Origin of the sequence: Pseudoxanthomonas mexicana (assembly GCF_014397415.1) — a bacterium.
In the GTDB taxonomy this organism is placed as follows: domain Bacteria; phylum Pseudomonadota; class Gammaproteobacteria; order Xanthomonadales; family Xanthomonadaceae; genus Pseudoxanthomonas_A; species Pseudoxanthomonas_A mexicana.
The window spans coordinates 1578094-1592739 of the sequence record NZ_CP060731.1; the positions used below are offsets into that span (position 1 = coordinate 1578094).

Annotated in this window: 14 protein-coding genes and 1 tRNA gene; 9 read left to right on the forward strand and 6 right to left on the reverse strand. The window is 67.9% G+C overall.

Annotated features, from left to right (window positions below; genetic code table 11):
- The first annotated feature begins 9 nt into the window (after positions 1 to 9).
- From gspD to IAE60_RS07215, 3 genes are read left to right on the forward strand one after another with little or no spacing between them, the layout of a single operon-like run.
- Entirely contained in the window at positions 10 to 2214 is a 2205-nt protein-coding gene (gene gspD, locus IAE60_RS07205; RefSeq protein ID WP_187574362.1) for a type II secretion system secretin GspD, read from the forward strand.
- Complete coding sequence (locus IAE60_RS07210; RefSeq protein ID WP_187574363.1) at positions 2211 to 3059, forward strand: glycosyltransferase family 2 protein; 849 nt, start codon at positions 2211 to 2213, stop codon at positions 3057 to 3059. The genes gspD and IAE60_RS07210 overlap by 4 nt, the downstream gene beginning before the upstream one ends.
- Entirely contained in the window at positions 3043 to 3900 is an 858-nt protein-coding gene (locus tag IAE60_RS07215; RefSeq protein ID WP_244966677.1) for a glycosyltransferase family 2 protein, read from the forward strand. Before IAE60_RS07210 ends, IAE60_RS07215 begins: the two co-directional genes overlap by 17 nt.
- Before the next feature lie 14 nt (positions 3901 to 3914).
- On the opposite strand, the gene IAE60_RS07220 is transcribed toward IAE60_RS07215, so the two are convergent.
- The 5 genes from IAE60_RS07220 to thiS all read right to left on the reverse strand — a co-directional run bounded on the left by IAE60_RS07220 (position 3915) and on the right by thiS (position 8078).
- On the reverse strand, positions 3915 to 4304 hold the full coding sequence (locus IAE60_RS07220) for an ACT domain-containing protein (RefSeq protein WP_187574365.1): 390 nt from the start codon (positions 4302 to 4304) through the stop codon (positions 3915 to 3917).
- The gene (locus tag IAE60_RS07225) at positions 4301 to 6160 is read right to left on the reverse strand and encodes an SLC13 family permease (RefSeq protein WP_185895234.1); all 1860 of its coding nucleotides are present in this window, start codon (positions 6158 to 6160) and stop codon (positions 4301 to 4303) included. The genes IAE60_RS07220 and IAE60_RS07225 overlap by 4 nt, the downstream gene beginning before the upstream one ends.
- 107 nt (positions 6161 to 6267) lie before the next feature.
- The gene (gene trmB, locus IAE60_RS07230) at positions 6268 to 7020 is read right to left on the reverse strand and encodes a tRNA (guanosine(46)-N7)-methyltransferase TrmB (protein WP_187574366.1); all 753 of its coding nucleotides are present in this window, start codon (positions 7018 to 7020) and stop codon (positions 6268 to 6270) included.
- Complete coding sequence (locus IAE60_RS07235) at positions 7020 to 7814, reverse strand: thiazole synthase (RefSeq protein WP_185895236.1); 795 nt, start codon at positions 7812 to 7814, stop codon at positions 7020 to 7022. Before IAE60_RS07235 ends, trmB begins: the two co-directional genes overlap by 1 nt.
- 63 nt (positions 7815 to 7877) lie before the next feature.
- Entirely contained in the window at positions 7878 to 8078 is a 201-nt protein-coding gene (thiS, locus tag IAE60_RS07240) for a sulfur carrier protein ThiS (RefSeq protein ID WP_162109028.1), read from the reverse strand.
- Positions 8079 to 8252: 174 nt separating this feature from the next.
- Here thiS and IAE60_RS07245 point away from each other — a divergent pair, with 174 nt between their 5' ends.
- The 6 genes from IAE60_RS07245 (at position 8253) to IAE60_RS07270 (ending at position 14022) form a co-directional block, all read left to right on the forward strand.
- Positions 8253 to 10052 (forward strand): autotransporter domain-containing protein, encoded by a 1800-nt coding sequence (locus IAE60_RS07245; RefSeq protein ID WP_187574695.1) that lies wholly within the window; start codon positions 8253 to 8255, stop codon positions 10050 to 10052.
- 79 nt (positions 10053 to 10131) lie between these two features.
- Positions 10132 to 10205, forward strand: a tRNA-Gly gene (locus tag IAE60_RS07250).
- Positions 10206 to 10284: 79 nt separating this feature from the next.
- Positions 10285 to 11169 (forward strand): 30S ribosomal protein S6--L-glutamate ligase, encoded by an 885-nt coding sequence (rimK, locus tag IAE60_RS07255; RefSeq protein ID WP_187574367.1) that lies wholly within the window; start codon positions 10285 to 10287, stop codon positions 11167 to 11169.
- A gap of 324 nt (positions 11170 to 11493) precedes the next feature.
- A complete protein-coding gene (locus tag IAE60_RS07260; RefSeq protein WP_187574368.1) occupies positions 11494 to 11985 on the forward strand; it encodes a hypothetical protein in 492 nt (163 codons plus the stop codon).
- 5 nt (positions 11986 to 11990) lie between these two features.
- A complete protein-coding gene (locus IAE60_RS07265; protein ID WP_055936695.1) occupies positions 11991 to 12674 on the forward strand; it encodes a response regulator transcription factor in 684 nt (227 codons plus the stop codon).
- Positions 12661 to 14022 carry a sensor histidine kinase gene (locus IAE60_RS07270; protein ID WP_187574369.1) on the forward strand — a complete coding sequence of 454 codons (1362 nt, stop codon included), beginning with the start codon at positions 12661 to 12663 and terminating at the stop codon, positions 14020 to 14022. Before IAE60_RS07265 ends, IAE60_RS07270 begins: the two co-directional genes overlap by 14 nt.
- 19 nt (positions 14023 to 14041) lie before the next feature.
- Here the strand turns inward: IAE60_RS07270 and IAE60_RS07275 are convergent, their stop codons facing one another.
- On the reverse strand, positions 14042 to 14632 hold the full coding sequence (locus tag IAE60_RS07275; RefSeq protein ID WP_187574370.1) for a hypothetical protein: 591 nt from the start codon (positions 14630 to 14632) through the stop codon (positions 14042 to 14044).
- Between the last annotated feature and the right edge of the window lie 14 nt (positions 14633 to 14646).

Here is a 14646-nt window from a genome sequence, read left to right on the forward strand (position 1 = left end):
AGTGCCGGCATGACGTTACGCGTGATCCTGTTTTCCCTCTGCCTGGGCCTGCTGGCCGGCTGCGCCAGCACCCCCGTGCCCGACGTGCGCCGGACCGCGCCCGCGGCGACGGGCGAGGTCGTGCCGGGCGCGGCGCAGACCGCGGCCATGAAGGAGGATGAGGCGCCCGTCACCGGTCCGCAGGCGCAGATCCGCCGCGGCAACGGGCAGATGATCAACCGCAGTGCGGCCAGCGCGCCGCTGCCCTCGCTGGGCGGGGCCAGCAGCGGTTCGGCTACCTTCAATTTCGAAGGCGAGTCCGTGCACGCCGTGGTCAAGGCCATCCTCGGCGACATGCTGGGGCAGAACTACGTGATCGCGCCGGGCGTGCAGGGCACGGTGACGCTGGGCACGCCCAAGCCGGTGTCGCCGGCCGAGGCGCTGAACCTGCTGGAGATGGTGCTGGGCTGGAACAACGCGCGCCTGGTCTACAGCGGCGGCCGCTACAACATCATCTCTGCCGACCAGGCCCTGGCCGGCAGCGTGGCGCCGCGTACCGGCCCGGCCTCGACTGCGCGCGGCTACGAAGTGCGCGTGGTGCCGCTGCGCTTCATTTCGGCCAGCGAGATGAAGAAGGTGCTGGAGCCGTACGCGCGGCCGAACGCCATCGTCAACGTCGATGGCACGCGCAACGTCATCACCCTGGCCGGCACGCGCAGCGAGCTGGAAAACTATCTGCGCACCGTCGAGATCTTCGACGTGGACTGGCTGTCGGGCATGTCGGTGGGCGTGTTCCCGCTGCAGTCCGGCCGCGCCACGCGCGTAGTGGCCGACCTGGAAAAGGTGTTCGGCAACGACAGCAAGACGCCCAGCGCCGGCATGTTCCGCTTCATGCCGCTGGAAGGCGCGAATGCGGTGCTGGTGATCACGCCGCAGCCCGCCTACCTGGACCAGATCCAGCAATGGCTGGAGCGCATCGACGGCGCGGGCGAAGGTAGCCGCCTGTTCTCCTACGAGCTGAAGTACATCAAGGCGCGTGAACTCGCCCAGCGCCTGGCCGAAGTCTTCGGCGCCTCGGGTGGCGGCGCCTCCGGCGATGCCCGTTCCACCGGCGGCGCGGGCAACGTGTCGCTGATGCCCGGCACTGAGCCCGTGCAGATCAACGATGGCGGCATGAACGGCACCGGGGGTTCGGTCGATTTCGGTGGCAGCGGCAGCGGCGGTTCGGGCGGCGGACTCGGCGGCGGCTCGCTCTCGCTCAACCAGCGCGACAGCGGCAACGGCGCGGTGACGCTGGAGGTTGATGGCGCACGCGTGGGCGTGGCGGCGGTCGAGGAAACCAACACGCTGCTGGTGCGTTCCAGTGCCAGCGCGTGGCAGTCGATCCGGGAAGTGGTCGAAAAGCTCGACGTGATGCCACTGCAGGTCCACATCGAGGCGCAGATCGCGGAAGTGTCGCTGACCGGCGACCTGAGCTACGGCGTGAACTGGTACCTGGAACGCGCGATGACCGACAACGGCCTGGGGCCTTTCGCCGCGCCCGGCGCGGGTGGGCCCAGCAAGTGGAGCACGCTCGCCGGCAGCATCGGTGGCGTGAGCGGCGCAGGGGCTGTCTGGACGCTGGTCAAGAACGACGCAGCGGCCGTCATCACCGCGCTGGACGAAGTCTCCGACGTGCGCCTGCTGCAGACGCCGTCCATCTTCGTGCGCAACAACGCCGAGGCCACGCTCAACGTCGGTAGCCGCATCCCGATCTCGTCGGTCACCGTCAACCCAGGCCTGGGCACCGACAACACCTACAGCCAGGTGCAGTACCTGGACACGGGCGTGATCCTGAAGGTGCGCCCGCGCGTGACCAAGGACGGCATGGTCTTCCTGGACATCGTGCAGGAAGTCAGTTCGCCGGGCAGCGAGCCGGACGCCAACGGCAACGTGCGCATCAACACGCGCCGCTTCAAGACCGAGGGCGCCGTGCAGGCCGGCAACACGGTGATGCTGGCCGGCCTGATCAGCGATACGGCGACCCAGGGCTCCTCCGGCATCCCGGGCCTGAGCCGCCTGCCGATCATCGGCGGCCTGTTCGGCAAGAAGACCACCGGCACCGAGCGCAGCGAGGTCATCGTGCTGCTGACGCCGACCATCGTCAGCAACCCGCAGGAAGCCAACGACCTGACCGACGAGTACGGCAAGCGCTTCCGTGCGCTTGAGCCGCTGAACACGCCGCGTTCCAAGTGACGCCGCCGCCCGCATCGTCCCTGCCCATCGTCCTGCTGCCGATCGGCACCGACGACGATGCGCTCGATGCCTGCCTGGGTGCGCTGGATGCCGGCACGCCCGCAGGTACGCGGCTGTGGCTGGCCGACGATGCGCAGGCCGGTCCGCGCGCGCTGGCCATCATCGAGCGCTGGCTGACACGCACCTCCCTGCAGGCCGACTACACGAGGCGCCCGCGCATGCTGGGCGAAGTGGCGCACATGGACCAGATGCTCGCCGCCTGCGGCGACGCCGATGTGGTGGTGCTGTCGCCCGATGCGCAGCCGCTGCCCGGCTGGCTGCAGCAGCTGGCCGCCTGCCTGGCCCGCGATGCCGCCATCGCCACCGCCACGCCCTGGTGCAACGCCGGCGAGACCGCGGCCTGGCCGCGGCTGGGCGAGGTGAGTCCGCCGCCGGACGACGTCGAACGCACCGCGCAGGCCTGCGCGGCGATGCCGCCCCTGCACCCGGAACTGCCCGCCGCGGTCGCGCATGCCGTCGCGTTGCGCGGCAGTGCCCGCAAGCGCGTCGGTGGGCTGGACACGGCCAGCTACGCCTCGTGGTACGCGGCCCTGGTGGACCTGTCCCTGCGGCTGTCCGGCCTGGGCTGGCGCAACGTGCTGTGCGAGACCGCGTTCGTCGCCCGCGGCGGCGAGGGTGGGCCGGCCGATGGCGACATGGATGCCTTGAACGCGCGCTGGCCGACCTTCACGCCGCGGTTGGCGACCTTCCTGATGGACGACCCGCTGCGCGGACCGCGCGAGCGTCTCGCCGCCCTGTATGCCGATATCGGATCGCCGGAGCGCCAGCGTGACCTCTTCGGTTGAGGCGGATGCCGTCGCCGTGGTGGTGGTGACCCACGAGAGCGCGGACACCATCGACGATTGCCTGATGCGCCTGCGCCTGGCGCACGGCGTTGACCAGATCCGCGTGGTCGACAATGCCTCCACCGATGCCACCCTGGCCATCGTGCAGCGGCATGCACTGCACGACGGCCGCGTACGTTTCATCGCCAATCCCGACAATCCGGGTTTCGCGGTCGGGTGCAACCAGGGCGCGCGCGATTCGCATGCGCCGTGGCTGGCCTTCGTCAATCCCGACCTGATGGTGGAAGCCGACACGCTGTCGCGGCTGCGCGCGCATGCGACGGGTTTCGCCGGCGAGGTCCTGCTGGGCGTCGACCTGGTCGACGAAGCGGGCGTGCGCGACACCGCCGCACGTCGTCGCGACCCGGTCTTCGCCCAGATGCTGCGCGCACCCGGTTGCGCGTCGAAACTCGGCGTGCCGCCGGACGACGCGCAGATGCTGCAGCCGGTGGACGCCGTATCCGGCGCGCTGATGCTGCTGTCCCGCCCGCTGTTCGATCGCCTGGACGGCCTGGATGAAGGCTATCGGCTGCACGCCGAGGACATGGACCTGTGCCGTCGCGCCCGCCAGGCCGGGGCGGTGGTCGCGGTCGCCAACGACATCCGCGTGCTGCATATCCGCGGGGTGTCCAGCCGTGCGCGTCCCGTGTTCGTGGAATGGCACAAACACCGCGGGTTGTGGCGCTATTTCCGCAAGTTCGAAGCGGCGCAGTGCGGGCTTCCCACGCAGCTAGGCGTGTTCGCGGCGATATGGCTGCATTTCGGTGCGGTGCTGATGCGAATCCTCCTGCAGCGTCGTTGACGCGCATGGAAGAGTCAGGGGCGAAGGTGATGACCCGCCCCCAGCAGCGCGGACACCGCTTGCTCCAGCTGGTGCGCCTGCACCAGCACATAGTCGGTGTCGTAGGTCGACAGCGCGAAGATGCCTACGCCCCCGGCAGCCAGCGGATCAAGCACGGCCTTGAGGATGCCGGTCAGCGCGAAATCGAAGGGACCTTGCAGCTTGAACATGCGCCAGCCGCGCTGGCAGCGTACGTCCTCGGGAACATGCTGCTCTTCGCAGACGAGCGAGAGTTCGTCGTCGGCCCAGCTCGCGTGGCGCATGCCGCCGGTGGGCCACCAGGCGGGCAGGGCGGCGCCGGCCGGCAGCTGCGCGACGGCGTAGCGCCCCGGCAGCAACGTGAGTGCCAGCGATGGGGCCGTCATCCGGCGCGACCGTTCCACCAGAACAGCACATTGACCGCGAGCACGACGACCATCGTGTAGATCAGCGACAGCGGCCCGCCCACGCGCCACAGCTGGCGCGAGGTGTAGTTGGCCGGGCCGACCACCATGGAGATCACGGGATTCGATGCCGTCATCAGGTTGTTGGACGCCGACAGCGCCACGATCAGCGCGAACGCGGTGGGGTTGCCGCCCGCGGCCAGCGCCAGGTTGATCGCCATCGGCACCATCACGATGGTCGCGCCCACGTGGCTGATGACCAGCGAGAACGCGGTGGTCAGCAGTGCGACCGCGATTTCCAGCGCCCACACCGGAATGCCTTCTGGCAAGCGCTCCACCGTGTGTCCGGCCACCCACGCCGCCGCACCGCTGCTGTCCATCGCCCAGCCCAGCGGGATCAGGCCGGCCATCAGGAACACCGTCTTCCAGTTGATCGCGCCGTAGGCCTCGTCCATGCGCAGCACGCCGGTCAGCAGCATGCCGGCCACGCCGGTCATCAGGGTCAGGGCCACCGGCAGCTTGGACGTCAGCGCGATGATGATGGTGATGGCGAAGATGGCCATGGCGATCTTGAACTTGTGCGGTCGCTGCTCGCCCTTCGGGTAGTCGGTCACCACCACGAAGTCGCGGCTCTCCGCGGCCTGGCCCAGGTCCTGCCAGATGCTGTGGAACACCAGCATGTCGCCGGCGCGCAGCTTCTCTTCGCGCACGTTGTCGCGGATGACCTTCTTGTCGCGGTTGATCGCCAGCAGGCTGATACCGTTCTGCTTGCGCAGGCGCAGCTCGCGCGCGGTCTTGCCGATGAACTTCGAGGTGGGCGGTACCACCGCCTCGGAAATGCCGGCGCGGCTGGGGTTGAACAGGTCGCCGAAGTGGCGCAGCCGCGAGGACATGCGCAGGAAGTGGTTCTGCGCGAAATCGCCCACCTCCTGACGCGCGCCCATCACGCCCAGCACGCTGCCCACCCAGATGCGCATGTCGGCCGGCGGGGCCAGGCGCGTGTCGTTGCCGGTCTGCAGCGCCAGCATCAGCGGCGCGTCGTGCAGTGCCTCGGCCTCGCCCAGCGACATCCCCACCAGCGGGCTCTCCGCGGTGACGATCAGCTCGAACACGTCGCCTTCGATGCCGTAGGTGTTGGCGAAGTAGCTTTCGGTGCGTGCGGGGGTCACGCTGGTTTCGGTTTCGTCCTTGAGCTTCCTGTCGCCGTAGTAGCGGAAGTACAGCAGCGAGGCGGCGACCAGCAGCACGCCGATGGGCGCGGGCGCGAACATGCGCAGCGGTTCCAGCGTGGCCATGCCGGAGGGCAGGTTGTTGTTGGCCGAAACCAGCAGGTCGTTGAGCAGGATCAGCGGCGAGTTGCCGACCATGGTGAAGGCGCCGCCCATGACGATGGCGGCCGCGATGGGCAGCAGCAGCCGCTGCAGCGACAGCCCGGTGCGCGAGGACAGCCGCGAGGCCACCGGCATGAACAGCGCCATCACCGACGGGTTCTGCATGAAGGACGAATTGAGGCTGGCGATGGCCGTGGTCATCAACAGCAGCCGCTGCTCGATGCCGTGGCCGCGCCGCAGCAGCCACGACGCCAGGCGGTTCAGTGCGCCGGTGCGGTCCAGCCCCGCGCCCAGGATCATCGTGGCGATGATGCTCATCACCGCGTTGCCGGAGAAGCCACCGAAGATCTCCTCCGGCGCGATCAGGCCGGTGATGCCCAGCACCACCAGCACCACCAGCGCGACCAGGTCGGCGCGGATGCGTTCGAACAGGAACATCGCCATCGTGAAGCCGACCAGCCCGAGGACGAGCTTCATGTCGTTGGTCAGCGTCAGCGCGTTGTCCATTACGGCAGGCGGGAATCGGGAATGGGGAATCGGGAATCGGCGGGGGCGCCCCGGCTCAGCGGCCCATTACAAGCAGGAGGACGTGGACGGGTCATCACATCCATTCCCTATTCCCCGGTCCCCATTTCCGTCTTGTCGTAGACAAGATCCCACACGCCATGGCCCAGCTTCTGGCCGCGGGTCTCGAAATGCGTCTGCGGGCGCCAGTCGGGGCGCGGCACGCTGCCGCGCGGGCCGGCGCGGTTGACCAGCCCCGGGGTGGCATCCAGCACGTCCCACATGTGTTCGGCATAGGCCTCCCAGTCGGTGGCGCAGTGCAGCCGACCGCCCGGGCGCAGCTTGCGCGCGACGAGCGCGGCGAATTCCGGCTGCACCAGGCGGCGCTTGTTGTGGCGCTTCTTGTGCCAGGGATCGGGGAAGTAGATGCGCACCTCGTCCAGCGACCCGTCGGCGACTTCGTGCTGCAGCACCTCCACCGCGTCGTGGTGGTAGACGCGCACATGGTCGCTGCCGTCTTCGGCCAGCGCGTTCAGCAGGCGGCCCACGCCCGGGGCATGCACTTCCAGGCCGATGTAGTCGCGGTCCCTGTCGTGGCGGGCGGCAAAGCGCAGGGCTTCGCCGTTGCCGAAGCCGATTTCCAGCACGCGGGGCGCGCTGCGGCCGAATACCGCGTCGTAGTCGCGCGGTTCGCCCGTGTAGTCCAGCCCGAAGCGCGGCCACTGGGTATCGAAGGCACGCTGCTGCGCCTCCGTGAAACGGCCCTGGCGCAGCACGAAGCTGCGCACCTCGCGTCGCCCTTCGGTCAGGGTGAAGGGCTTGGGCGGCGTTTTCGCCCCCGGGCTGGAGAACGGATCGGTCATCAGCCGATCAGTCCGTCGATGGGGCTCGATGCGGAGGCGTTGCGCTTGCGCGGGATGCGGCCGGCGAGGAAGGCTTCGCGACCGGCCTCCACGGCCTTCTTCATGGCGCTGGCCATCAGCACGGGATGCTTCGCACCGGCGATGGCGGTATTCATCAGCACGCCGTCGCAGCCCAGTTCCATGGCGATGGCGGCATCGGAGGCGGTGCCGACGCCGGCGTCGACCAGCACCGGGACCTTCGCGTTCTCGATGATCTCCAGCAGGTTGTACTTGTTCTGCACGCCCAGGCCGGAGCCGATCGGCGCGGCCAGCGGCATCACCGCCACGCAGCCGATCTCCTCCAGGCGGCGGGCCAGGATGGGGTCGTCGCTGGTGTAGACCATCACGTCGAAGCCGTCGGCCACCAGCTTCTCGGCGGCGGCCAGGGTCTGCACCACATCGGGGTACAGCGTCTTCTGGTCGCCCAGCACTTCGAGTTTCACCAGCGTGTGGCCGTCGAGCAGTTCGCGGGCCAGCCGGCAGGTACGCACGGCGTCGTCGGCGGTGTAGCAGCCGGCGGTGTTGGGGAGGATGGTGTAGCGGTCCGGCGGCAGCACGTCGAGCAGGTTGGGCTCGTTGGGCGACTGGCCCAGGTTGGTGCGGCGGATGGCGACGGTGACGATCTCGGCGCCCGCGGCTTCGGTGGCCAGGCGGGTTTCCTCGAAATCCTTGAACTTGCCGGTGCCGGTCAGCAGGCGGGAACGGTAGGTCTTGCCCGCGATCACCAGCGGGTCATGGGGGGCGGTGTTGGACATGCGGCGATTATCGCCGATGTTGGACGCAGGGTGGCAGCGCGCGGGCCGGCGCGGCCGGTGGGCTCAGCCTCCGCCCAGCGCGTGCACGATCTCGACCCGGTCGCCGTCCTTCAGCGTGGTCTGCGCATGGCGGCTGCGCGGGATGATTTCGCCGTTGAGCTCGACCGCGACGCGGCGCTCGGCCAGGCCCTGTTGCTGGAGCAGGGCGAGAAGGGTGCCGGGGTGGGGCAGGGCATGGGGCTGCCCGTTCAACTGGATGTCCATGGCGGCATTGTCGCCCATGGCGGATGTCATTGCCGCATTGCAGCGTGTGCGCCGGCCGCGTTTGGTGGAACGATGCGCGCCATGCGCAGCCGTACGGCAGAGCCGGCGCGCAGTCCATCATCCATTGCCCCGGGAGATTCCATGAAGCGTTCCATCTCGCCCGTCCGTTCGTTGCTGGCCGTCGCGCTGGCGATGGCGGCAGCCCCCGTCCTGGCCCAGGACGGCCCGTATACGCAGACCGTGTTCTTCGGCGACAGCCTGACCGACGCCGGTTACTTCCGCCCGCTGCTGCCGGCATCCGTCCGACCGGTGACCGGCCAGTTCACCACCAATCCCGGCTTCGTCTGGTCCCAGTATCTGGCCGAGTACTACGGCACCAGCGCCTACGCCAACGGCAATGGCCAGGTGGGCACCAACTACGCGGCGGGCGGCGCGCGCGTGGGTACCAACACCACCGGCGCGCTGGGCCCGATTCCTTCGCTTGCCACCCAGGTCAACACCTACCTGGCCTCGACCGGCGGCCGTGCCGACCCCAACGCGCTCTACACGGTCTGGGGCGGCGCGAACGACCTGTTCGCCATCACCAGCGGCGGCGCGGATCCCACCACGACGATCGGCGGCGCGGTGACCGCGCAGGTGGGCATCATCGGCACGCTGCAGAACGCAGGCGCGCGCTACATCCTGGTGCCCACCATCCCGGATCTGGGCGTGACGCCGGGTTTCCGCGCGCAGGGTGCGGCCGCGGCCGCGGCGGGCACGCAACTCTCCACCACCTACAACACCGCACTGTTCAACGCGATCGATACGGCCGGCCTGCGGGTCATTCCGCTGGACACCTTCTCCCTGCTGCGCGAAATCGTCGCCAGCCCGGCCGAGTACGGCTTCGCCAATGTCACGGGTACGGCCTGCCAGCCGCAGATCACCGCCAACTCGCTGACCTGCAACCCGACCTCGTACGTCAACCCGAATGCGCCGGATACCTACGCATTCGCCGACGGCGTGCACCCCACCTCGAAGGCGCACAGCATCCTGTCGCAGTACGCCGTGGCGATGCTGGAAGGCCCGCGTCAGATCGCGCTGCTGCCGTACACCGCGTCCGTGCACGGGCGTGCGCGCGCCGACCGCGTGGCCGCGCACGTGGCCGGCAAGCCCGAGGCCGACGGCATGCGCTGGTGGGGCGACCTGCGCGGGGACTTCCTGCGCTATGACGACGGCGACCTGTACGACGGTGCCGGCCCGATGGGCACGTTCGGCGTGGACTGGTCGCGGGGTTCGATGGTCTATGGTGCGTTCGCCGGCTATGGCCGGGCGAAGTACGACTTCGGCAAGCGCAGTGGCAGTTTCGACGAAGCCGACGCCACGCTGGGCGGTTTCGCCGGCTGGTACGGCGACCGCCTGTGGGCCAACGCGCAGGTGAGCTACAGCTGGATCTCCTACGACGTGGACCGCGAAGTCCAGCTGGGCAACGTGACCCGCCGCCACAGCGGCTCGCCTGACGGCACCAACCTGAGCCTGGGCCTGAGCGCCGGCTACCAGTGGGGCGAGGGCGCGTTCCGCCATGGTCCGGTGATCAGCGTGCTGTCGCAGACCATCGACATGGACGGCTACAGCGAGAGCAACGTCAACTCCAGCGCGCTGGCGTATCCGGACCAGGAGTTCGATTCGCTGATCGGCAGCGCGGGCTATGAGTTCAGCTATGCGATCAACGACCACCTGCAGCCTTACGCCCGCCTGACCGTGGACAAGGAGTTCGAGGATCCGGCCGAGGAGGTGTTCGCGCAGGCCCTGTCGCTGCCGGGCACCAGCGCCTACGCCGTTCCGGGACTGGACACGGACGACGGCTACGGCACCCTGCTGATGGGCGCACGCACCAAGCTGTTCGGCTTCGATGCCAACTTGGGCGTCACCACGACGGTCAACCAGGGAGGCGGCACCAATACCACCGCCTTCATGACGCTGGGCGGAAGCTTCTGAAGTGACTGAACGATGCGGCGCCGGTCGCCGGCGCCGCATTGCCTTGTCCCCCGGCCCGGCATAGACTTCGGTCGTCCGCGCGGGTGTAGTTCAATGGTAGAACTGCAGCTTCCCAAGCTGCTAGCGTGGGTTCGATTCCCATCACCCGCTCCATCCCCCGTCTCGCTTCCGTCGTCATCGCCCGGCCTTCCGGGCGTGCGATGCTGTACGCGGCCCAGGTGATCCCGCGTCCATGAAGCTCGCCATCCTGTCGCGCAACAGCAAGCTGTACTCGACCCGCCGGCTGGTGGAAGCCGCACGCCAGCGCGGCCACACGGTCCGGGTGCTGGACCCGCTGCGCTGCTACATGCGCATCGCCTCGTCCGGCTTCCAGCTGCATTACAAGGGCCGCTCGCTGGCCGGCTACGACGCCGTCATTCCCCGTATCGGCGCGTCCATCACCCGCTATGGCACGGCGGTGCTGCGGCAGTTCGAACTGATGGGCACCTACAGCCCGAATCCGTCGGACGCCATCCTGCGCGCCCGCGACAAGCTGCGCGCGCACCAGCTGCTCGCCGCGCAAGGCATCGACCTGCCGGTGACCGTGTTCGGCGACAACCCCGACGACACCTCCGACCTGCTGTCCATGCTCGGCCCGCCCCCCCATGTGATCAAGTTGAACGAAGGCGCCCAAGGGGCCGGCGTGATGCTCACCGAGAAGCCCTCGGCATCGCGCAGCGTGGTGGAGGCCCTGCGTGGCCTGTACGCCAGCTTCGTGGTCCAGGAGTTCATCGGTGAGGCGGACGGGGCCGACCTGCGCTGCTTCGTCGTGGGCGATGATGTGGTGGCGTCCATGCGCCGGCAGGCGCCGGAAGGGGACTTCCGCTCGAACCTGCACCGGGGCGGCACGGCCCTGCACGTGGCGGCCACCGAGGAGGAGCGGGCCGTGGCCATCCGCGCCGCACGCGTGCTGGGGCTGGGGGTCGCGGGCGTGGACCTGATCCGGGCCAAGCGCGGCCCGCTGGTGCTGGAGGTCAATTCCACGCCCGGTCTGGAGGGCATCGAGGCGGTATGTGGCGTGGATGTGGCCGGCAGGATCGTGGAGCACCTGGCGATGCATGCTGAACAGGGCAGCTGATCGCCCTTTCACATGGATTTAACGTCCCTTTTAACGGGTGTTTAATCGATCCCCGCGTAGCCTCTCCCGGACCGCAGCTCTGCGTTCCTCCCGGTGGATTCATCTGGAAAGCACAGGATTACGGTAATCGGGGCATTACTTTGGCCCAAGCGGGCGCCCGCCCGCTTGGGCCTTGTTTTTTGTTGGATGCCTTGGCGTAGTCGCAGTTGCCTATGCAAGAATCGGATCTGCCCACGCCGCTTCACCCCCGGCTTCGGGAAATGGCGGGTTGCGGCGCATATCCGACTACATTGGCGGGTGAACAATTTCGAGCGAGGTGAAAGGATGCGTAAGCTGTTACTTGTCTCCGTCATGCTGCTGGCCGTACCTGCGGCGGAAGCCTCGATGAGCGCGGCATCGGGCGCGGACACGACCGCGACAGACCAACTCAATGTCTCCGTGCCGTTCGAGAAACAGAAGGAGAAGATCCTGGCGGATCTTGCGGAGGGCAAGGCCTACTCCGAAATCTCCCAGACGGACCGGATTGAAGTGCGCAATGCGCTCAACCGCATCGGCGATTCCCTCCAGCGCGCAGGTGGAGTGGACCAGCTTTCATCGGATGACAAGGTGAGGGTTATCAACGATCAGGAGCTGGTCAATACGATTCTGACGCGAGCCGGGGAAGACAGCCGCCTGGTGTGCACCCGGGAAAAGAAGGTCGGTTCGCATCGCGCAACCACGCAGTGCCACACGGTCGCGCAACGTCGCCGCATGCGCGAAGAATCGCAGCAAGAGCTGGGAAAGAACTTCCGCCAGCCCATCCTTAAATCTCGTTGATACAGATGCGCATCCTCGTCATCGAAGACAACAGCGATATCGCCGCCAACCTCGGCGACTATCTGGAAGAGCGTGGCCACACCGTCGACTTCGCGGCCGACGGTGTGACCGGGCTGCACCTGGCGGTCGTGCACGAGTTCGACGCGATCGTTCTTGACCTCAACCTGCCGGGAATGGACGGCTTGGAGGTCTGTCGCAAGCTGCGCAACGAGGCGCGCAAGCAGACTCCGGTGCTGATGCTGACCGCGCGCGATTCGCTGGACAACAAGCTGGCAGGCTTCGATTCCGGTGCCGATGACTATCTGATCAAGCCGTTTGCGCTGCAGGAAGTGGAAGTGCGCCTCAACGCGCTGTCCCGTCGTGGCAAGGGTGTGCAGACCCGCGTGCTGGAAGTGGGCGAACTGGAGTACAACCTGGATACGCTGGAAGTCCGCCGCCAGGGCAAGCTGCTGCAGCTCAACCCCACCGCGCTGAAGATCCTGCAGGCGCTGATGGAGGCCTCGCCCGCGGTGGTGACGCGCCAGGAACTGGAGACCCGCGTCTGGGGCGAGGAACTGCCCGATTCGGATTCCCTGCGCGTGCACATCCACGGCCTGCGCGCGGTGGTGGACAAGCCGTTCGACTCGCCGTACATCCAGACCCGCCATGGCATCGGATACCGCATCGCCGCACCCGATGCCAGCAGCTGATTCGTCGAAACCCCGCCGCCACCGCCGTTTCCGGCGGCGGCTGCGCACCCGCATCATCCTGTCGTTCGTCCTGCTCGGGTTCGGATTGACCCTGCTCCTGGCGTTCTCTGCCAACTGGGTGCGCAATCGGGTCGAGGAGGACCTCGTCGTCGATGCGATCAGCCAGAACATTACCGAGTACCAGCGACGTTACGAAGCCAGCGGAGGACGCGAGCGTGATCTGCGTGTGCAGACCATGCGCGCCTACGCATTCGCGCCGGACAAGTTTGCTCAGCTGAAGAGCGATCAGCCGGAATGGTACGACCTGCCGAACGGTATCCATACGATAAGCGGTACCGACGAGGATGGTTCGCCGTTCTCCTACTGGCTTGCCGTTCAGAAGACGCCAGAGGCCTGGTTTTTTCTTGCGTATGACAAGACGGAGTCGGTCAAGGCCAAGAGCAAGTTCAACAACGCATTGATCGGCGTGGTCGTGGTGTTCACGGGAATCTCGTTGTTGATCGGCTGGTGGTCCGCCTCCCGCGTGATGAGTCCCGTGTCGGAACTGGCTTCGCGCCTGCGTGCCTATCGTGGCAGCAGCAACCCACGGCCCCTGGCTCCCCACTTTCCCGAGGACGAGGTGGGCGAACTCGCCAAGGCGCTCGACGACTACTCCGAGCGCCTCACCGAAGTCGTCCAACGCGACCGGGAGTTCAACGCCGACGTCAGCCATGAGCTGCGCACGCCGCTGGCCATCATCCGGGGCTCGGTGGAACTGATGCTGTCGCGGCCGGACATGGACGAGAAGACGCGCACCCGCATCCAGCGCATCCAGCGTGCCGAACAGCAGTGCACCGACCTGATCAGCGCGCTGCTGCTGCTGTCGCGCAACGAGCGCGGTCACGGCAACACCGACGTGGCGCGCGTGGTCGACCAGTTGCTGGACGCCCACCGCGCCACGCTCGGCGGCAAGCCGCTCACGCTGCGTGTGGAGGGCGAGGAAGGCGCACGCGTCGATTCTCCCGAAGCTGCGCTGTCCGTCGCATTGGGCAACCTGATCGGCAATGCGGTGAAGTACACCAAGGAGGGCGAGGTCGTCGTCCGCCTGCTGCCAGATGCGGTGGAAGTGGTCGATTCCGGGCCAGGCCTGAGCAAGGAGGACGCCGCGCGCCTGTTCGAGCGCGGCTATCGCGGCACGCATGCCGGCCACTCGCAGGGCGGTGGCATCGGCCTGTCCATTGTCAGCCGGCTGTGTGCGCTGTACGGTTGGGAGGTCGGTGTACGGCCGGGCGAATCGAAAGGCGTGGTGGCGACGCTCCGTTTCTCGCCGACGCGCGAGGTGTCGGCAGCCACTCCGGCGCGTGCATGAAGCGCCCACGGCAGCGCGGTTACAGCGTGATCCAGAAGCAGTTGTAGGCGCGTCGCAGTCCGAACGTGGTGTTCGAGGGCGTGGCGCCGTTCTTCAGCGTCTGCACGATGCGCAGGCCCACGGGGCGCGTGTGCTGGGTCGTCGTCGGGTAATAGCCGTCCCGGTTGGGGTCGACGACGGCGCCCTCTGCATCGAGGATCGGTGCGGGGGCAGGACGCACCGGCACGATGTCCACGAGTGGGCGCTGCACGACCGCATCCAACTGGTCGAGGATCCGCAAGGCGGAGGCATCGGACACGCCGCTCCAGTGGTAGACGCCCGCCAGCCGGTTGACTTCGCCCGCCGTGATCGCCATCGACACCTGCGCCACCAGGTCGCTCAGCGTGCGGGAACAGCCACCGCGATAGAGCGCGCCCGTCGCCGAGGGCCCGGTGCTACCGGCCGGTAGCCGATCCATTGCGCCGATGTCTTCGCAGTTCTTGTCGGTGTAGACGGTGTCGCCGTCCATCGTCGTACAGCGCTGTACGCCCTGCTGCTGCGCCTCGGCGGGTGCTGCAGGGAATCCGGCCCACAGGCACAGGCTGGCGAGAAGGAGAAGCGGGAGGCGCATGCCTGCAGCGTAAT